This window comes from Streptomyces griseobrunneus (genome assembly GCF_046713465.1).
GTDB classification, from domain to species: Bacteria; Actinomycetota; Actinomycetes; order Streptomycetales; family Streptomycetaceae; genus Streptomyces; species Streptomyces microflavus.
Genome location: NZ_CP177080.1, coordinates 7,918,457 through 7,937,362 on the forward strand (window position 1 = coordinate 7,918,457; position 18,906 = coordinate 7,937,362).

An 18,906-nucleotide genomic window follows, 5' to 3' on the forward strand; every position below is an offset into this window, starting at 1 on the left:
TCAGGGTCGTGCGAGGTACCGCAGCCCCTGTCGCAGCGCGGCCCGGGCGCCGGGTTCCAGCTGGCGGGACCAGGGCGGATCTGTTTCGCCCCGGAGCAGGCAGTAGCACGCCAGGGCGTAGCCGAACTGGCGCTCGGTGAGGTAGCCGAGGTGGTGGGTGGGGTCCAGGGCGGTTCCGGTGAGCATCCGTTCGGTGAGGTCGCCCAGCGGGAGGACGGAGAACCCCTGTACCGACTTGGTGAAGCGATAGGCGGCGTTGGCGGTGAAGAAGCCCATGCCGAGGAAGACCGTCACCAGGTCGGTCAGTCTCTCGTGGTCGACGTCGAGGCCCTGGATACGGTCCTCACCGAGCAGACGGACATGACCGAGCTCGTGGGCGATGATGGCCGTGAGCACAGCCGGTTGCCCGGCCTCGCGGAGGTCGAGCTCGATCACGGCGTGACCGTCGGCCTTGTGGTACCGGCCGACCGCCCGGTGCCTGCTGCCGCCGCTCCGCAGGGCGTCGGGCACTTCGTCGGCGCTGTCGAAATACCGCACGCGTACGTCACCGGGGTCGACCCCCATCACCGTGCAGACCCGCCCGACCAGCTCCTCGACCTGGGCCGGGGTGCCGACGAAGTCCGCAGGGAAGAGGCCCGAGGACGGGAGCGCCGTCTCACGCTTCACGGCCTCGGGCCCGAACTCCTTCACGCACCAGGTCATCCATCTCTCGACCCACTCCTGGTCCTTGGGCGGCACCGGGCAACGGTCGAGCTCGTCGGAGCGGGCCCAGGGTTTCACGCTCGGGGGCGTCGCGGCCCGGCTCGGGGTGCGGGGGCGCCGGCCGCGCCAGATCCGTGCCCATCGGGATGGTGTCCGGCTCATCCTTGGTGCCCCCGCCCCCAGGTCGCTGCGACTGCTCCGATTCTAGGAGCCCGGAGGGCTCTTGGGCAGGCCATGTGAGGGGGAGCATCGCGGGGTGACGCCGGTCGACGTACCCGTACAGGCTGATCCTTCGCACCTCCGTATGCGTCTCAGGTCGCACCGGACCGCGACGTCAGGCCGATGCGGCGGGATGCCGGCCGCCCGGACGATGACCCCATGCCCTCAACGATCACCGGTCTCCCGCTGTCCGGCCCGGAAGCCCTCACCGTGTTCGGCGCCATCACCCTCGTACTGGCCCGCTGGCTTCCCGACCGCTTCCGCGGCCCGGCCACGCTCGCCGCCGGCGCCCTGCTCGTGGGGTCGGTGACCGTCCTCGTCGTCGGGGGGCTGCGATGGCAGATGGTTCCGGTGGTGGCCGCGGCGGCCGTCGCGGCGCCGTTCGCGCTCGTACCCATGGTCCGGCGGCGTACCGGGCGCACTCCGTGGCGTGCCCGGTGGTGGCTGGCCCTGCCGGGTTCTGCGGTGTGCGCCGCCCTGATCGCGTCGGGCCCGGTCTCCGCGTGGGCTCTGCCCGTACCCGAGTTCCCCGAGCCCTCAGGACGCTTCCCGGTCGGCACCCAGGTCCTGGAGTGGTCCACGCGCCCCGAAGGAGCCGGCCGGGGCGAGGAGAGCCGCACGCTGGTGACGCAGCTCTGGTATCCCGCCGGGCGGAGCACCCCGGACGCGCCGCGGATGCCGTACCTCGGGCGGACCGGGGCCGAGTCGCGCACGGTGTCCTCGGCGCTGGCCGGCTACGTGGGGGTCCCCGGCTTCCTGCTCGACGGTCTGCCGCGCGCCCGCAGCCACGCGGTGCCCGGCGCGCCCGTCACCCGGGAGGGCGGACGCTTTCCGGTGGTGCTGTTCTCCCCCGGACTGGGCGGAGTGCGCACGCAGAACACCGCCTGGGCGGAGGAACTGGCGAGCCACGGCTACGTGGTGGCGGCGGTCGACCACCCCTACGACTCCGCTGCCGTGGTCCTCGCGGACGGCCGGACGCTGCGTACGCGGGTCTCCGCGACCGGCGACCGGGAGGAGGACGCGGCACGGGCGGAAGGCTGGACACGCACCCGCGCCGCGGACCTGCGTACCGTGCTCACCAGGCTGACGCGCATGGACCGGGGTGACGCCGACGGAACCCTGGCCGGACGCCTCGACACCGGCCGGGTGGCGGTGGCCGGTCACTCCATCGGCGGCGCGGCAGCTCTGCAGGCGGCCCGCCAGGACCGCCGGTTCGACGCGGTCATCGACCTGGACGGTTTCCCGCACGGCCCCACCGGGGGACGCCTCGGGCAACCGGTACTGGCGCTGACCCAGGAGATCGGCCCCGGGACCGACCCGGACTACCTGCCCCGGCTCACCCGCGTGCTGGAACTCGGCGCCGCGACCAACTACCGGCTGACCGTGCCCGGCACCGCGCATCTCACCTTCACCGACGCCCCGCTCTACCTGCCGCCGGTACCCGGGGTGGTCGGTTCCCTGGGCCGCACGGAGGGCCACCGCATCACCGCCGCCGCCTCGCTCTCGTTCCTCGACGCCATGCTCCGGGGCGCCCAGACCGACCTGCCCACCGCCCTCGCGGCCCACGGGGAGGTGACCGTCCACCGGCCGAAGCCGCAGGCCGTATCTCAGGGACCTGGATGATCGCCCCCCCAGGGAACCCGATGATCGTCGGCATGCCGCTGCGCCGGCAGGTGAGAGCGTGCGCCCTCGCCCAGGGGCGGAGCGGCCTTCCCGCCTCAGCAGGTGAGCCCGGACCCCGGTGCCACGTCGAGGATGCCGGTGATGCGTTCGTACCGCTGCACGCGCGCGGCCACGGACTGCGGGTTGCCGCCGTCGCACTCCAGGGCTCCGTTGAGCGAACGGATCGTCTCACCGAACCCGGCGCCGCCGACCATCGCCTCGTGCGAGGTCATGGTGCCGGGGCCGTTCTGGGTGTTCCAGTACCAGAGCGCGGTCCGCCAGGCGACGGAGGGATCCCGCTCGACCAGCCACGGATCGTTCAGCAGGTCGAGCCCGAGGGCGTCACCGGCGGCCTTGTAGTTGAAGTTCCAGCTGAACATGATCGGGCCCCGCCCGTAGTACGCCTCCCGCCCCGCCGGGCAGCCGAAGGGCTGGGTGTCGTCGCACTTGCGCCAGTAGTTGGCCTCGTTGATCTCCTTGACGTACTTCAGCCCCACCGACTCGAAGTCAGCGTGCGTCAGGAAGGCGGCCGCCTCCCTGGCCCGGGTCTGCGGCGTCCCGGTGTTGGCGAAGCGCGGGTAGGCGTGCAGCGCGTCGATCAGGCCCTGGTAGGTGTAGAAGGGGTGGCGGTCCGGGAAGATCTCGTCGAACCGCTCCGGGCTGATGACGAAGTCGGAGACCCCTCCCGTGCAGGCGCCCCGGTCGGACCAGGCGGACCCGGCGCCCGGATTCTCGTTGCGTGACCACCACTTCGCGGTCCAATTGCGTCCGTGGTGCGAAACGGTGTCCCCCGCGCGGTAGTCGACCGAGGCGCTGTGGAGCGGGGCGCACGGCTCGGCGTCGGGTGAGGCGGCCGACGCGGCGGGGGTCGCTGTCAAGAAGCCGGCGGCGAGCGCGGCCAGGGCCGCCGGTACGGTCAGGAACCTCTTGATGCGATGCAGGGCTGCTCACTCCTTCGGCGCGGCGCACCGGGTACCCGGCAGCGACAGGGCGGACCACCACCCAAGCGTGATTGGTCTGGACCTGTCAAGGTCTGGACCGGCCAGGAGCGCCCCCTGTCAAGGTCTGGACCGGGCGGGAGCCCCCCTCCATATCTCGTCAGGAGTTCTCCGTACCTGTCCGTCCCGTGCCGACGGTGTTCATCGCCCGTGCACGTGAACTCGGGGCTGTCGGCCGCCCGGTGGCTGCCGGACGGACACCTGCGCAGACCACGCTCACCCGGGACCTGACAGCCCCTCGAAGAGGAGACTTGCGTGATTCGCTCCACCATCGTCCGGGCGCTTGCGCTGACCGTGACGTCGGCCCTCGCGACTGCGACTCCGGCAGCGCCTGCCCATGCCCACGCCAATACCCATGCCCATGCCCATGGTCGTATCGGCAGCGATCTGCCGGCCGTCACGCCTCGCGCGGAGACGCAGGTGCTGCACGACGACGAAGCGGGCGGCAACGCCGACGCGGACGACCCCGCCATCTGGCGGAACACCGCCGCACCCGGTCGCAGCCTCGTCATCGCGACCGCCAAGGAGGGCGGTCTGCGCGTCTACGACCTGAAGGCCCGGACGCTCCAGTCCCTGTCCGCGCCGCCGGCCGCCGGACCCGACGATGCCCCTGGCCGCTTCAACAATGTGGACCTCGTACACGGCCTGAGGCTGTCCTCGGTCCGGGCCGACCTGGCCGTCGTCAGCGACCGGGGCCACGACCGGCTGCGCTTCTACCGCATCGACCGTGACCGCGCCGGCGGCCCGCTGACCGATGTGACCGATCCCGCCGCGCCGCCCGTGTTCTCGAAGAACCAGGCCGAGATCAACGACCAGCGGACCGCATACGGTCTCGCGACCTGGACGGATCCCACGTCCGGCAAGTCCTTCGCCCTGGTCAGCCGTCGAGAGCGAACCAGCATCACGCTGCTGGAACTGCGTCCGACGAGGGCCGGAAAGGTCACGTACCGCACGGTGCGGACCCTGAACCTTCCCTCCACGTTCCGGCTGCCCAACGGCACCTCGTGGTCTCCCTGCGGCGAGCCCGGCGAACTCCCGCAGGTCGAAGGCATGGTCGTCGACCCCGTCAACGGCACCCTCTACGCCGGTCAGGAGAACGTCGGGATCTGGCGCCTGCGCGCCGACCTGACCGGTGGCCGGCCGAAACTGATCGACAAGGTCCGTGAGTACGGTGTCCCGGGGGTCTACGACGAGGAGACCGAGGAGTGCACGCCCGGAGACGACCCCGGCTACGGCGGATCCAAGCTCTCCGCGGACGTCGAGGGCCTGACGCTGGTCACCGAGTCCGACGGCGACGGTTACCTGCTCGCCTCCAGCCAGGGCGACAACACCTTCGCCGCGTACGACCGGCAGGTGAAGGACGACAACGAGTACGAGGGCGGGTTCCGTGTCGCGCCCGCGAACAGCAGGCTCGACGGCTCCGAGGAGTGCGACGGCGCCGCCGCGCTCAACGCCCCCCTCGGCTCGCAGTATCCGAACGGTCTGCTCGTCGTGCAGGACGGCCACGACGCACCGGGCGAGGGAGACCGCCCCGCGACCAACTTCAAGTTCGTCGACCTCGGCACGGTCATGAACGCCCTGCACGACTGACGGTGCCGGAATCCGGGTTCTCCCGGCAGCCATCACCACGCTCCCCACGAAGACGGCCTCTTCCTCACCCGGGAGGCCGTCGGGCTCGACCCTGTGTCCCTGTTACGGCGGCCAGGGCCGCGATCTGCGCCAGGACTCCGGCGGGGGGTTCGCCGAGGTTCAGGGCGTGGGCGGTGATCGTGACGGGGGAGCGGCGGATCACGTGGTCGGTCGAGGCCGCGCCCGGGGCGGTGGCCGCGTAGACGAGGTGACCGTGGGAGAGGCCCAGGGCGGTGCAGTAGGCGAGGAGCTGGTGGAGGTGGTCAGCGGGAGGGGCCGTGGCCCTGAGAAACACGTACTTCGTGTCGATCACCGAGACCGGGCGGCCCTCGCGGTACAGGACCAGGTCCGGGCGGAAGGGGGACCGGCCCGCCTCGTCCAGGCGATGGACGTCCTGGTGAGCGCAGCGGATGCCGTGGCTGGCCAGGGCCTCTCCCAGCGTCACTGCCACGAAGCGTTCGAAGACCCGCGGCAGATCCAGCAGGAACCCGTCCGCCGGGACCGGCGCGCCCCCCTCCGGCTGTATCGAGCGGCCGGACAGCAGCAGCTCGGCCAGCCGGACGGCCGGGGCGTAACGGGCGTTGAGGCGTGTCGGGGTCCAGGGAGGGAGCGCCTGGCCGGGGTGGGGGCGCTGGACGCCGTGGAGGCGGTCGGCGAGGTGACGGAGGGTGAGGCGGGTGGGGTGGGGGACGCCCGGCAGGTGGGCGGCCAGGTGCAGGGCGGCCAGCAGGATGCGGTTCTCGGGGATGTCGGGGGTGTGGTCGTCGTACCGGACCGCTATCGGCAGCGGCAGCCCCGTACGGCGGAGCTGGGCCGTCGTGCGTATACGGCCCCTGATCAGGGGGAGTTCCTCTTCCACCTCGCGGTAGCCGTGCAGGACGCCTGTCTCCAGGGTGCGGTGGGCGGTGCGGGCCAGCAGGTCGGCGAGGGCGGGGAGGAGGTCGTCGGCCGTGGCCGCGGTGACCGGTTCCGGGTGCCAGGGATCGGTGGGGGAGTAGGAGAGGAGGAAGAGGAGGTCCCTGATGCCGAGCTTCGGACGCAGCCGGAGATGGATTGCCCCGCCGGACCGCGTACGCAGACGGACCAGGCCGGCCTTCTGGTTGCCGCGCACACTCCAGCGCCCTCCCGGTGCTGGAGTCAGCCGTACCAGGTCGGGCACGGCGACCAGGGCCGCCACCTGGTCCCCGGTCAGCTCGTACGGGATGCCCGGGCCGGTCTCCTGAACGGTGAGGGCGAGGTCGGGGGTCACGATTCGACGGCCGGCGACGGGGGGCCGACCGCCGGGTCCGACGGCCCGAGGGCCGCGCGCAAGGAGTCCAGGCCGTACTCCACCTCGACGTCGATACCCGTGCCATGGAGCTGGTCCTCCAGGAGCGGCAGGATCTGGGTGCGCCAGATGAGGTCCAGGCCCCCGGGGCGGGCAGCGCCGGGTTTCATCAGGTACGACGGGCCGATGGCACGGTCGGGTTCGCCGAGGCGGGAGTTGAGCTCGTCCAGCAGCCGCGCGGCGGTGTCCGGGAGGCCGCGGGCGTGCAGCCAGCGGGCCAGCAGACCTCGCACCGGCGGCCTCTCGGGGGAGAGCCGGCGGAAGGCGAAGCGGCGGCGCATCGCCGCGTCGACCAGGGCGATGGAGCGGTCGGCGGTGTTCATCGTGCCGATGAGGAAGAGATTGCCGGGCAGGTGGAACGGATCGTGCGGGCTGTACTGGACGGTGATGGGCTCTTCGCGGTACTCCAGCAGGAAGTACAGCTCGCCGAAGACCTTCGCCGGATTGGCCCTGTTGATCTCGTCGATGATCAGGACGTACGGGTTCGCCGGATCCTTCCGCGCCCGCTCGGCCAGCAGTTTGAACGGGCCGGGCAGCACGTCGGACACGACCGAGCCGCCGTCGCCGCGCACGGGACGGAAGCCCTCGAAGAAGTCCTCGTAGGTGTAGGAGGGGTGGAACTGGATCAGCTCCACCCGGTCAGGGCCCGCCAGGTGTCTGGCCAGCGCACGGGCGAGGTGGGTCTTCCCGGTGCCGGGCGGTCCGTGCAGCACCAACTGCCGCTGCTCCTGGAGCTGCTCGGCGGTTTCTCGCAGCCACTCCAGCGGCATGAGCAGTCCGTCCGCCAGCTCCTGGGTGACCGGCGGGAATTCGAGGCGCTTTGTGACATCGACGTCGGCGAGTTCCTCGGCGACCACGGACTCCAGGCCCGCCCGTTCGGCCAGCTCGGCGGCCACACTGCTGATGTCGTACACCGTCGGCGGCAGCGGCAGCCGCGCCTGGACCTTCCCGGGGAGGTCGGCCCGGACGAGGGGGCGTTCGGCGGTGGCCCAGCGCACCGGGCGGCGGCGGGCGGTGTCGACCCCGTCGGAGGGGTCGTACGTCGGTGGGCCCTGGACGGTGCCGACGTGCACCTCGTCCGGGGTGACGGTGATGACCAGGTCTCCCGGCTGCATTTCGGTCAGGAAGACATGGAGCTGGTAGGAGGCCGCGCCACGCAGCTGGGCGGTGGCCTCGGGCATGGACTCGGCGACCGCCTGCCGGATCTGCTGCTTGGTGGCGCCGCCGGGAATCTCCGGCGCCTCCCGCCAGGAGAGCGAGCAGTAACCCCGGCCGAGCCAGTCCGGGATGACGTCGTGCCCGCCCACATTGTGCCCGCGGACCAGCCAGCCGCGCTGCTCGTGCTGGACCGCGCCCTCACGCCAGCGGCCGACCCAGGGCTCGTCGTAGAAGTCGACGGGCCGCCCGATCTGGACCTCCAGCGTTCTGCTGAGCGCCAGGAGGTCCTTGTCGTCGTTGCCGGAGGGGTCGGAGAGCTCCTCCGCGAACGCCTTGAGGATCTCGTGTTTGTGGTGGGCACTCGCGATCGGCTGGAAGGTGTCCGGGAAGAGGGCGAAGAGCAGGACATGGATCTGGGCCCGGCCCTTCTTATGGCCGACCGAGTCCTGGATGGCGAAGCAGAGGTCCCGGAAGCGCCAGGGGTCCTCGAGAAGCGCCTTCCGCTCCGGTTGCCGCGTCCCGGCCAGCCGCTCCACGAGGAGCACCAGGATCTGGAACTGCGCCCAGCGGTAGTTGAGGAACCCCTGCCCACCGTGGAGGAAGCCCTTGAGGGCGGGTTCCAGGTCCGGGGGCACATCAATGGGACGGCCGGCCCAGGACAGCACCTCGCGGAGGATCTGCAGCTTCTTCGGAAGGCCGATCTGCTCGGGTATCAGCGGGGCCATGTTCACGAAGAGCAGTTCGGCGGCGAGGACGATCGTCCCGTCCGGGGCGTCGGCGAGCTGCCGGCGGAGCTTGACGAGAAAGGTGTCCGTCGATGTGTCGGGCTGGTCGACGAAGCGGGCGCGCAGATCGGAGGCGGTCACGTCGGTCCAGGCGGCCACTTCCGGCTGGAACGCGGACTGACCGCCGAGCAGACCGCCGCGGAAGACACGTTGCACCACCGCCGCGACCTCGGCACCGTCAGGCCGTCTCGCCACAGCTCCCCCTCTGCTCCGAAGTGCCCACCCTAGTAAGGGGGCAGACCTTGCGTCACTACAGTGCGCGCGGCGGCACTGTACGAAGCACTCCCTCCTGGGGACTGAGGGCTCAGAAATCCCCCGGGCCCGAAATCCCCCGGGCCCGAAATCCCCCGGGCCCAGCGCCCGGGGACCGTACGGTGATTCAGACGGCTCGCAGCCGGCCCGGGGCCCGTCCATCGAGCCGCTCGACGGCCCGGGCCGTTTCCCTGTCCGCGGGGAGGAGGACGACCAGTTGCTGCGCGTCCGAGGGCAGTTCGAGGGTCTCGCGGTCCAGCAGCAGCTCGCACCCTGACGGATGGCGTAGGCGCAGAGGCCTCCGCCGCGGCACCACATGCCGGTTCAGGCGGTGCGTGAAGTCGGGCCCCGCGACAGGGGCCAGTTCCGAGGCGAACCACTCGAAGCTCGCCGCCGAAGGGCCACGCCACAGCTCGAAGACCTGCTCGTCCGCGACCTCGCCCCAGTCGGCGAAGAACGTCCGGGCCCGGGGATCGGTGAAGACGTACCGGGTGAGATTCGGCGCGGGGACGTCGAGCAGCCGGTGCGTCACCATCGCGATGCCCGGTTCAATGAGAGCCAGGGTCCGCAGGACGGACGGGCGGACATCACGTTCCGGCCGGGCGGCCCGGGTGTGCGCTACGCACTCGCCGCCGGTGATCTTCGTCAGACAGCGCAGGTGATCGCGTTCCGGCGGGCTCAGGCCGAGCGCGTCGGCGAGGGCGTTCACCACGGCCACCGAGGGGTTGCGGTCACGGCCCTGCTCCAGACGGGTCAGATACTCGACGCTGACGCCCGCCAGCGCGGCGAGATCGGAGCGCCGCAGCCCCGGTGCCCTGCGGCGTCCCCGGTCCGGCAGCCCAGCGACTCCGGCTGGACGCTGTCACGCCGGCCCCGGATGAAATCCCCCAACGGCGAACCCATGCACCGAGAGTACGACGCCACCCTCCGTCGCGGGACCTCGCCGAGTAGCTCTGCGGGGGGCCGGTCCTGAGCACGGTCTGGCGGTAGCCGCGCCGCCGCCGGATCGTGGTGGCCATGGACAACAAGCCCAAGCTGGTCATCATCGTCGGAAGCGTCCGAGAGGGGCGGTTCGGCCCGACCGTGGCCTCATGGGTCGCCGAACAGGCGCTCACGCACGGTGCCTTCGACGTGGCCGTCGTCGATCTGGCCGACATCGACGTCCCGTTGGTGCTGCCCGCCGCGTCACTGAAGCACGCCGGTGCCAACTACCCCCGCCCCACCGGGATGGCTCCACTCACCGCACACCTGGACGACGCCGACGCGTTCGTCATCGTCACGCCGGAGTACAACCACAGTTACCCCGCCTCGCTCAAAGCGGCCATCGACTGGCACTTCACCCAGTGGGCGGCCAAGGCCGTCGCCTTCGTCAGCCACGGCGGCGCGGCGGGCGGAAGACACGCGGTCCTGCACCTGGAGAACGTCCTGACCGAGTTGCACGCGGTGACCATCCGGGACGGCCTCGCCTTCCCGAACTACTTCACCACCTGGCAGGACGGCCGCCCCCTCGCACCCGATTCCTCCGACTACGCCGGGACACTTCTCGACCTGCTGGCCTGGTGGGCGACCGCACTCCGTTCCGCACGTCACGCGGCCCCCTTTCCGGCCTGAACGCGTCGCCACGGGCGGGCCTCGGCACCATGTCCCGTACGAGGCGGAGCACGAGGAACGCCATGGGCCGGGAACCGAATACCCGCTGGAGGAGACAACCGCCCCACGTGACCGATCCGACGCCGGGTCCCCGGCCACCGCCGTCACAGGTCGGCGCCCCGTCGGCACGTTGTTCGCGGCGATCGGGGGGTAGCGTCCTCGGCATGGACTTTCGTATCACCGTTGAGCGCGCTCAACGATTCAAGCAGCTGCACGCCGAGTTCAAGCCGCTCGTGCTTCCGACCGTCTGGGACGTCTGGTCCGCGCGGACGGCAGCCGGCGCCGGGTTCCCCGCGCTGACCATCGGCAGTCATCCGCTCGCCGACTCCCGTGGGGCCCAAGACCAAGAGGGGCAGACCTTCGAAGAGGTACTCGCCGCCGTCAGGCCGATCATCGCGGCGGTCGACGTCCCCGTGTCCGTGGACCTGGAGGCCGGGTACGGACAGAAGCCCGCGGATCTCATCGCCGGACTCACCGAGGTCGGCGGCGTCGGTCTCAACATCGAGGACACCGTCCACTCGGACGGCGGACGCGTGCGCACCACGCAGGAGCACGCGAGCTACATCGCCGGCCTGCGCGCGGCGGCCGACGACGCGGGGGTCCCGGTCTGGATCAACGGGCGCACCGACCTCTTCCTCCACGCGGAAGATGCCTCCGATGTCCTCGACGAGGCGATCGAGCGACTGCGGGCCATGGAGGAGGCCGGCGCCGACAGCGTCTACCCGGTGAGTATCCAGGACAACGACGACCTGCTCGTGGCGGTGACCGGCGCCGTCGGCGTTCCCGTGAACTCCACAGCCCATCCCGTCAAGCACGACCTTGAGCGCTTCCGCCGCCTCGGCGTCGGCCGGATCACCTACGGCCCGCTGCTGCAGCTCGCGATGACGGATGCGATGAAGGACATGCTCCGGCCCTGGGCCCCCTAGTGCCGCCCGGTGGACGGTCGCCGTCTTCTCGTAGCGGGCGGCGACGCCCCGCCACTGCTTGAGGCGGTTCCGCCGCCGACGGGCCTCACCTGGAGGAACGTCGGCGCGTTGATGGGGCCGCGCTGACGGGAGCGGACAGGGGACTGCCTGCGTGAGCGGAGGCAGCCCCTGGTCCGCGGGGATCAGCGACGACGCGGAGGGGGCCCGGACGCGTTGTCAGTGGGGCCGCCTAGAGTCTCTCCCAATCGTCACGGTGCGTTGCCGTCGACGGGTTTCATCAGCGTGCCGCCGGGTCGGCGGCCGTCCGGAACGACGGGGAGAACAGCGCATGGGGTGGGTTCCGGCGGGCGACTACGAAGTCGCCCTGGAAGCGGGCAAGGTGGTCTGCCGCAACGGGACGGGACGGCGGCTGAAGACCGTACCGGCCAAGTTGAAGGACGATCCGGCGGTCATCGGGCTCCGGCAGCTGACCGAGTGGCTGGAGCGGCACGAGCGCCAGTGCCTGACCGACGTCGAACAGTGGATGGTGCGTTCGCTGCCGGTCCCCACCGCCGTGCTCGCCAGGGTCTGGCCCGACCCGGCGTGGCAGGCGGCCCTGCGTGACGTGGTGGTCACCGGCGTGGACGGTGGCGTGGCCGGGTTCCTGCGCGATGTCGACTCCGAACGCGGTCTCGGCCTCGTCGACCTGGACGGCGACACGGTCCGCATCACCCCGGACGTCGTCAGCGTGCCCCACCCCGTCCTCCTCGACGACCTCGACGAGCTGCGGGAGTTCGCGGTCGAACTGGGGGTGCGCCAGAACGTGGAGCAGTTGTTCCGCGAGGTGTGGCGCCGCCCGGCCGGCCTCGCCCCGGACGCCACATCCGTGGACACCTACGCCGGCGGTGTGTTCAAGGAACTGCGCTTCCTGCACGGTCGCGTCACCCAGCTCGGGTACCGGTCGCGCGGCGGCTACGCGGTCTGCCCGGTCGTCGAGGACGGTGTCACGGCCGAGGCGCGTATCTGGATCGGCGAGCACGACGGATACGACGAGCACGGCACCGAGACAGGCCCCCTGGGCTGGACCGACCCTTCGGGGCGCGCGCTGACGGCCGCCGAGGTCGGCCCCGTCGCATGGTCCGAGGGCATGCGCATGGCGGCGGCGCTCTACGCCGGCCGCGACGTGGCGGACGAGGAGCAGGCGGCATGAGCACCACGACGACGAACACCAGGACGAGCACGACGGCAGCGGACGCGGCGGTCCTGCCCGCCCAGGCCCGGGGCGGGAACACCTCCACCCCCGCCGCCGAGGCCCGCGCGGCGGGCCTGCTGGAAGCGGGCGCGATTCTCCCGGTCGGCACCACCGAGCGGGAGGACGCCGACGCGCTGACCGCCCGCACCTACACGCACACCGCCCTCGGCGACCGCCCCGTGGTCCGGCTCGTACCCGGCACTCTCGGCGAAGCCGAGGACCTGGCCCTGGAGTTCCTCGGGCTGTCCCGCACCGCCGAGGCCCCCGTCGTGGGCCAGGTGCGCCGCGAGACGCTGGGCTTCCCGGCCTGGGCGCTGGTCAACGACCCGGCCAACGGGCACCACGCCCTGGCCCTGGTCAAGGACATCGAGCGGCTGGGCCGGCAGGCCAAGACCCGTGCCGGAGCCGCCAAGGAGGGCTTCGACGCACTCGGCACCCGGCTCGGCCGTGCCGTTCCGCACTTCCTCCCCACCTACTACGAGCAGGTGGCACGCCTTTTCCTCCAGGCCGAGAACACCGTCTATGCGGCTTCCTTCTTCGGCAAGGCCCGCGAGGCCGAGCGGGTGCACGGGCTGGTCGTGGACGAGGACCGGCAGCGGGCCGTCTTCCTGGAGTTCGCCTTCGCCGGCGCGCTGACCGTGAAGGCGCTGCGGCAGTACGTACGGGACTTGGTGGCCCGGCTCGCACCGGCGGACGCCTGGGCGCAGTTGCGCCGTCTGCTGGTCGAGCGCTGCGCGGCCGGCATGCCGCCGTACGCGGCGCTGCCGCAGGACGTGCGCGCGCTGGTCAAGGCCGCAGGCCTGGACCGCGAGACCGCCGAACGTGACCTGGTGGCCGATCTGATCGGCTCCCCGGGAGTCGTCCGGGCCCCCGCCTCGTTCTGGGCGGCCTACCACTCCTCGCTCATCGCCCTCGCCCGCCGGGACGCGGCCTTGCGGGCCCGGCTCCTCGGCTTCTTCCCGGAGACCTTCAGCGAGAGCGGCCGGGACGTGGACGGCGAATCCGGCTGGCTCGCGGTGCTGGCCGAGTCCGGTGCCGAGGACCTGTTGACCGCTCTCCCGGGCACCGCCGGCAACGCTGCCTCCGACTCCGCGTCCCCTTCCGACCCGTACGTCTCCCCGGCGGACTGGCTCGCCCGCTGGGAGACACACCGCCGGCGCAACCGGGCCACTTCGGGCCGCAGCCCGCAGACCCTCGACCTGGTCGCCCGGATGGCGGACCGGCTGCGCGCCGACGACCGCCCCGTCGAGCTGTTCCAGGGCCGCTGGCAGCGCACCGCCGATCTGGACCTGCTCGACCTCTGTCTGGCTTCCGGCGTCCGCGTCGCCGAGCCGGACGACCAGGACAAGGGCACCGCACACTCCTCCGGTGTCCCGTTGGTCCCGTGGCTCTCCGACACCGCGCCCGGCGCCCGGGATCTCACCGCCGTCGCCGAACAGCCGGTATTCCGCGCCCTGCTGAGCCGGAGCGTCGGCGGTATCGGCGACGCACGCGGCCAGCGGCTGGGCGACTCCGGCATGGCGAAGCTGGCGGCGCACCCGGTGCTCTCCGTAATCCTGCGGGAGTGGCTGACCGCCCGCGCCGAGGAGTACATGGCCGCGCGAGGGCTCCCCGGGCTGCGAACCGCTCTCAACAGGCTTTCGGCGTTCCGCACCGTGGTCGCGGACGTTGCCCCGGAGGCCGTGCGGCTCCTCGAGAGCCATGACATTGTGCCGTTGCTCGCTTCCACCCTGCGTATAGGCGTCCTCGACGAACTGGGCTGGCCCGCCCTCGACGAGACCTACGCCGAACTGGCCGCTGAGGCCGCCGCGCGTCAGCAGGGCCACCGGTCGGAGGGCGTCGGTGTCACCGGCGCCTGGCCCGCCCTGGTTCTCAACACGCTCGAACGGGCCGTCGTCATCGGCCCGGAGGGCGTTCTGCTGCGGCACACCCTGCGGCTTCCCGCCTCCGTCGACCGCTGGCGGACGCCCGCCTTCCGTTACGTCGACGGTGAGTTGCTGGTCATCTGGTGGGAGGACGGCAAGCAGCTCGGCTACTGGTCGCACCGCCCCGCTGAGGTGATCACCGTGGGCGGCGAGCAGACACCCCGCTGGGGCGGCTCCGGCCCCTCGGACGAGGTCTGCCTGCCGCTGCCCGGCGGCGGCCGAGCCACCGGCGGTAAGGCCCTGCACGCAGGCGACACCTCCCTCCCGCCCCAGCGCGCCGTCATCTCCGACGGCACCGGTCACTGGCGGGAAGGCCACCAGGGCACGCAGCGGGTGTGGCTGGAGTACGACCCCGTCGGCGGTACGCACGGCCGCGCATCCCTCCCCGCCTTCCTCCGCTCCGGGGTGCAGGACGGCACCCGGCTGCTCACCGAGCACTGCCAGGTGCTGCCGCTCCAGCCCGGTCTGGAGACCACCCCGTTCGGCACGGACGGCACGGTTCTCGGCCGCTGGGTACGCCGCACAGCCACCGAGCCCGGCACGGCCGCCCCCGCCGACGGGCACCGGACCGTCGCCGGCACCCCCGACGGCCACACGGTCACCCTGCCGCACCCGCTGCCCGACGGCAGCTCCGTGGTGCCGCTCGGCGCCCTCACGCTGCCCGGGGGGTCACGGCCCGTCGCGGTCCTGCGCCACCGCTCCGTCGAAGCGCACCCGGCGGACACCGACGGCACCGGCGGCGGCCTGTGGTCCGTCGGCACCGGCACCTCCGGCGGGAACGACGCGGCAGGCACCCCCTACGTTCCTCCCGTCGCCTACTGGCACGCCCTGCGCCCGAGGGACGAGCAGGGCTCCACCGCCCTGCGGAACCTGACGGACGACCGGGCGGAGGAGCTGATCAAGGAGGTCGCCGTCGTCGTCGCCCGGCACCTGGAGGCGTTCCGCGCCGTCGAGGAGTACACCGGACCCTCGGCGCAGGAGCTGAGCCAGGAGGTCGTCGCCCGGGTGCTGCCCGAAGTGTCCGACGTACGGCTCCTCGCGGGCGTCACCGCCCTCGTCCGGAGCGCGGTGGACCGGGCTGTCGCGTCCCTCCAGTACCTGGAACCGCCCAAGCCCGTGCAGCCGGCCACTCCTCGGGACACCGCGCGCACCCTGGGCATGTTCTTCGACCAGGAGCCCGAGCACGGTGACGACGCGACCCTGCGGAACGCCTCCGCCTGGGGCTCCGAGCGGATGCACGGCAGCTGGTGGGGGACCGGAAGCCGGTGGACCGTGATCCGGCAGATCCTCGCGGTCAACCATGTCCTCGGCGGCGAGCCGGCCTTCGGCCCGCCCACGCCGTCCAAGGTCCCGTTCACCCCCGTGGACGGTTGGCAGCGGGACGAGTGCACCGTGCCCGGTGAATCCCTCACCTGGACCTCACTCCTCGACAAGCTGCCCGAACTGGCCTACCGGGCCGCCTCGGCCACCACCTCCCCCGAGCACCGCACCGGTCTCCTCGTCCTGCTGGAAACCCTCGCCGCAGGCCCGCTGGCCGACCCGGCGGGCACCGTCCGGCAGGTGGAGCTCGTCGAGCCGCTGGGCGCGGGCGGCAACCGGTCGGGCCGCTCCGAGGCCGTGCACCGCCTCGGCCAGGTGCTGCGCAAGGGCGCCCGCACCGTCGTGGTCGTCGCCAACCGCGGCCGGAACTCCCGGGACGACGCGGCACGCTGGCTTGCCCTGGACCACGACCCGACCGGGGCCTTCGGCCCCGTCCCCGGCTTCACCCTGGACCGCGAGCACGTCCACCGGCAGGGCATCGCCCGCGACCGGCTCACCCGGCTCACCGCCCTGGTACGGGAGCAGGGCCCGGCACCCTGGCGTCCGGAGGCCGCCGAGGCGTTCCACACGGCCACCGGAATCGGCCCCCTCCAGTCCGCCGCCCTGCTGTCCGCAGCGGTCGAGGAGCCCGGCGCCGAGGCGCTCGCGCTGCTCGGGACGAAGGCACGCGCCTTCGAGACGGCCCGAACCAGGCTGGACACCCTGCCCCACGACGACCGGCACGCCCTGCTCCGAGCACTGCTGCCTCCGGACCCGGCCGAGCTGTGGTCCACGGGACCCGACGTCCGGGCCGCCGCCGAGGTCTGGCAGGAGCGCCTGGCCTCCCTCGTCCGCGTCCCCGAGGAACTGGACCTCGACCTCTCGGGCACCACGGCGGGCGCCGTCGACCTGATCCTCAACGCGGGCTCCCGGAACTGGCTCACCCACGGCACCGATGTCCAGGACGGCACCGGTCGCCCGGGCCTGCGCCGGGTGGGCGCACGCGGTGCGGTCTCCGGGGCCCTGGCCGCCCTGCGCACCCTCGCCTACACCCTGCCGTACGGGCACCCCCTGCGGGCGCACCTGCCCGTGGGGCTCGCGGCCCTGCGCGGCCGCCTCGCCGACCCGCACCTGGTGCTGGACCTCGGTCTGGACTGGACCGAGTCGGGAGGCTGGATCGCCCCGGTGATCCGCGCCGCCCACGGGCTCCCCGAGTCCGGCGGCGCCGACGCCGACGGTCTGGTCCGGGCCGGTACGGCGCTGCTCCTCGCCCCCGGCCACGGCAGCAACGAGAAGCTGCTGATTCGTCCGGCCGGCCTGGCCGGCCCCGACGACCCGGCGTTCGGCCTTGTCGAGGGCACCGCCGGCCGTCACGGCACCGGCGACCTGCACGCCCTGCGCGCACTGCTGGGCAAGGAGACCGACGAGCTGGTCTCGGCGGGCGCCCCCGACGGGTCCCCGCACCACCCGGCCCAGGACCCGACACGTGCGGTGCCGGACCTGGTGGCCGAGGCGGCCGACGCCCTCGGCCTGAGCACCGACACCGCCGCCCTCTACCTGATGCTGCTCGCGCTGCCCGACCCGACGGACCGCAACTGCGTCCGCTGGACCGAGTGGAAGCCGGCCCGGGTCAAGAAGGCACGGGCGGAACTCGCCGCCACCGACCTCGTCGTGGAGGCGAAGCGCGCCCGTGCCGGCCGCGCTCTGTTCCTCCCCTGCGGCTGGCTCGAACGCGGCGCCCCCGGGTTGCCGCTGGAGACCTGGAAGGAAGGTCTGTACCCCGTGGCAGGTTCCGCCCGGACCCTGCCCCACCTCCCGGTGCCCGCGCTGTTCGCAGCCGCCTGGGCACGGGTCCGCGGCGGCGACGCCCCCGCCTTCGAAGAACTCGACACCCGCGCAACCCGGAAGGGCCGCCGCCGATGACCGACACCACGACCACCATGGACAGCACCACCACGGACGGCGTCCCCGGCCAGGCGACGGCGCCCGGCCGGGAGCACCGCCAGGTCACGCCGCCCGAGGACCGGTACGCCACCGAGCTGGCCTTCCTCGCCGCCCACGACCCCGGGCCCCGCCCACCCGGCTGGCTGCTCACCCCGCGTGCCGTCGTCACCTTCGTGATGGGCAGCGCGGGCGAGGCACTGAGCCTGCCGAAGGGAGCCCGGCCCGGAGCCGGCGTGCCGCTCCGCCTGGTGATCGAGCAGAAGTTCGTCGGCGAGCGCGCCCTGGTCGAACGGTGCGTGGTCACCCTCGCCGGAGAGCGCGGACTCCTCCTCGTGGGCGAACCGGGAACCGCCAAGTCCATGCTCTCCGAGCTGCTGTCGGCGGCCGTCTGCGGGACCAGCGCGCTCACCGTTCAGGGCACTGCGGGCACCACCGAGGACCAGCTCAAGTACGGCTGGAACTACGCGCTGCTGCTCGCCCAGGGCCCCACCGAGCAGGCCCTGGTGCCCTCCCCGGTGTTCGCCGCCATGACCCGGGGCGCCGTTGCCCGTGTCGAGGAGGTCACCCGCTGCCTGCCGGAGGTCCAGGACGCCCTGGTGTCCCTGCTCTCCGAGCGGCGGATCGCGATCCCCGAACTCGCGGGCGGCGAGAGCGCCCAGATGCACGCGGCTCCCGGGTTCACCCTCATCGCCACCGCCAACCTGCGCGACAAGGGCGTCTCGGAGATGTCCGCCGCGCTGAAGCGCCGCTTCAACTTCGAGACCGTGGGACCCATCGGGGACGTGGACGCCGAGACCGCGCTCGTCCGACGCCAGTCGCGGGCAGCCGTCGAACGCGTCGGCGCCGCCTACCAGGTGGACGACGCGGTCCTCGAAGCCCTTGTCACCGCCTTCCGGGACCTGCGCGAGGGCCGCTCCGTCGAGGGCTGGGAGGTCGAGCGCCCATCCACCGTGATGAGCACCGCGGAGGCCGTCTCCGTCGCGGGCTCCCTGGCCCTGACCGCCGCCTACTTCCCCGGCGACCGGGACGTGCTCTCCCTCCTTCCCGGCCATCTGCTCGGCGTCGTCCGAAAGGACGACCCCGCCGACGCGGCACGGCTGCTGGGGTACTGGGACGGGCCGGTGCGCAGGCGCGCCGAGCAGGGGTCGGCCACCTGGCGTGCCCTGTGGGACCTGCGCGCGGTGCTGGAGAACTGACGG

General features: G+C 72.6%; 11 protein-coding genes and 1 pseudogene. 7 read left to right on the forward strand and 5 right to left on the reverse strand.

The window, feature by feature from the left end; genetic code table 11:
* A complete protein-coding gene (locus ACK8N7_RS35975; protein WP_403215319.1) occupies positions 1 to 780 on the reverse strand; it encodes a hypothetical protein in 780 nt (259 codons plus the stop codon).
* A gap of 300 nt (positions 781 to 1,080) precedes the next feature.
* Between ACK8N7_RS35975 and ACK8N7_RS35980 the strand changes: the two genes are divergently transcribed.
* Positions 1,081 to 2,544, forward strand: coding sequence for an alpha/beta hydrolase family protein (locus tag ACK8N7_RS35980; RefSeq protein ID WP_403215317.1), 1,464 nt, complete (start codon positions 1,081 to 1,083; stop codon positions 2,542 to 2,544).
* Between the two features lie 95 nt (positions 2,545 to 2,639).
* Here ACK8N7_RS35980 and ACK8N7_RS35985 read toward each other — a convergent pair whose 3' ends face one another.
* Positions 2,640 to 3,524 (reverse strand): glycoside hydrolase family 19 protein, encoded by an 885-nt coding sequence (locus ACK8N7_RS35985; RefSeq protein ID WP_500445927.1) that lies wholly within the window; start codon positions 3,522 to 3,524, stop codon positions 2,640 to 2,642.
* Between the two features lie 312 nt (positions 3,525 to 3,836).
* Here ACK8N7_RS35985 and ACK8N7_RS35990 point away from each other — a divergent pair, with 312 nt between their 5' ends.
* Positions 3,837 to 5,171, forward strand: coding sequence for a phytase (locus tag ACK8N7_RS35990; RefSeq protein WP_500445288.1), 1,335 nt, complete (start codon positions 3,837 to 3,839; stop codon positions 5,169 to 5,171).
* 64 nt (positions 5,172 to 5,235) lie between these two features.
* Here ACK8N7_RS35990 and ACK8N7_RS35995 read toward each other — a convergent pair whose 3' ends face one another.
* The 3 genes and pseudogenes from ACK8N7_RS35995 to ACK8N7_RS36005 form a co-directional block, all read right to left on the reverse strand.
* Complete coding sequence (locus tag ACK8N7_RS35995; protein WP_500445290.1) at positions 5,236 to 6,459, reverse strand: McrC family protein; 1,224 nt, start codon at positions 6,457 to 6,459, stop codon at positions 5,236 to 5,238.
* A complete protein-coding gene (locus ACK8N7_RS36000; protein WP_500445292.1) occupies positions 6,456 to 8,675 on the reverse strand; it encodes an AAA family ATPase in 2,220 nt (739 codons plus the stop codon). The genes ACK8N7_RS35995 and ACK8N7_RS36000 overlap by 4 nt, the downstream gene beginning before the upstream one ends.
* A gap of 184 nt (positions 8,676 to 8,859) precedes the next feature.
* Positions 8,860 to 9,635: pseudogene (locus tag ACK8N7_RS36005) on the reverse strand (helix-turn-helix domain-containing protein).
* A gap of 114 nt (positions 9,636 to 9,749) precedes the next feature.
* On the opposite strand from ACK8N7_RS36005, the gene ACK8N7_RS36010 reads away from it, so the two are divergent.
* The 5 genes from ACK8N7_RS36010 (at position 9,750) to ACK8N7_RS36030 (ending at position 18,903) form a co-directional block, all read left to right on the forward strand.
* Entirely contained in the window at positions 9,750 to 10,343 is a 594-nt protein-coding gene (locus tag ACK8N7_RS36010) for an NADPH-dependent FMN reductase (RefSeq protein ID WP_500445294.1), read from the forward strand.
* Positions 10,344 to 10,546: 203 nt separating this feature from the next.
* The gene (locus tag ACK8N7_RS36015; RefSeq protein WP_500445295.1) at positions 10,547 to 11,308 is read left to right on the forward strand and encodes an isocitrate lyase/PEP mutase family protein; all 762 of its coding nucleotides are present in this window, start codon (positions 10,547 to 10,549) and stop codon (positions 11,306 to 11,308) included.
* Positions 11,309 to 11,636: 328 nt separating this feature from the next.
* Positions 11,637 to 12,497, forward strand: a complete 861-nt coding sequence (locus ACK8N7_RS36020; protein ID WP_500445297.1) for a DUF4132 domain-containing protein — start codon at positions 11,637 to 11,639, stop codon at positions 12,495 to 12,497.
* Positions 12,494 to 17,686, forward strand: a complete 5,193-nt coding sequence (locus ACK8N7_RS36025; RefSeq protein WP_500445299.1) for a hypothetical protein — start codon at positions 12,494 to 12,496, stop codon at positions 17,684 to 17,686. The genes ACK8N7_RS36020 and ACK8N7_RS36025 overlap by 4 nt, the downstream gene beginning before the upstream one ends.
* Positions 17,683 to 18,903 carry an ATP-binding protein gene (locus tag ACK8N7_RS36030; RefSeq protein ID WP_500445301.1) on the forward strand — a complete coding sequence of 407 codons (1,221 nt, stop codon included), beginning with the start codon at positions 17,683 to 17,685 and terminating at the stop codon, positions 18,901 to 18,903. The genes ACK8N7_RS36025 and ACK8N7_RS36030 overlap by 4 nt, the downstream gene beginning before the upstream one ends.
* Positions 18,904 to 18,906 lie beyond the last annotated feature (3 nt).

Bases quoted from the DNA above. Each gene is read 5' to 3' on its own strand.
- ACK8N7_RS35980 (WP_403215317.1), top strand. From the start codon at position 1,081: ATGCCCTCAACGATCACCGGTCTCCCGCTGTCCGGCCCGGAAGCCCTC.
- ACK8N7_RS36010 (WP_500445294.1), top strand. From the start codon at position 9,750: ATGGACAACAAGCCCAAGCTGGTCATCATCGTCGGAAGCGTCCGAGAG.
- ACK8N7_RS36015 (WP_500445295.1), top strand. From the start codon at position 10,547: ATGGACTTTCGTATCACCGTTGAGCGCGCTCAACGATTCAAGCAGCTG.
- ACK8N7_RS36020 (WP_500445297.1), top strand. From the start codon at position 11,637: ATGGGGTGGGTTCCGGCGGGCGACTACGAAGTCGCCCTGGAAGCGGGC.
- ACK8N7_RS36025 (WP_500445299.1), top strand. From the start codon at position 12,494: ATGAGCACCACGACGACGAACACCAGGACGAGCACGACGGCAGCGGAC.
- ACK8N7_RS36030 (WP_500445301.1), top strand. From the start codon at position 17,683: ATGACCGACACCACGACCACCATGGACAGCACCACCACGGACGGCGTC.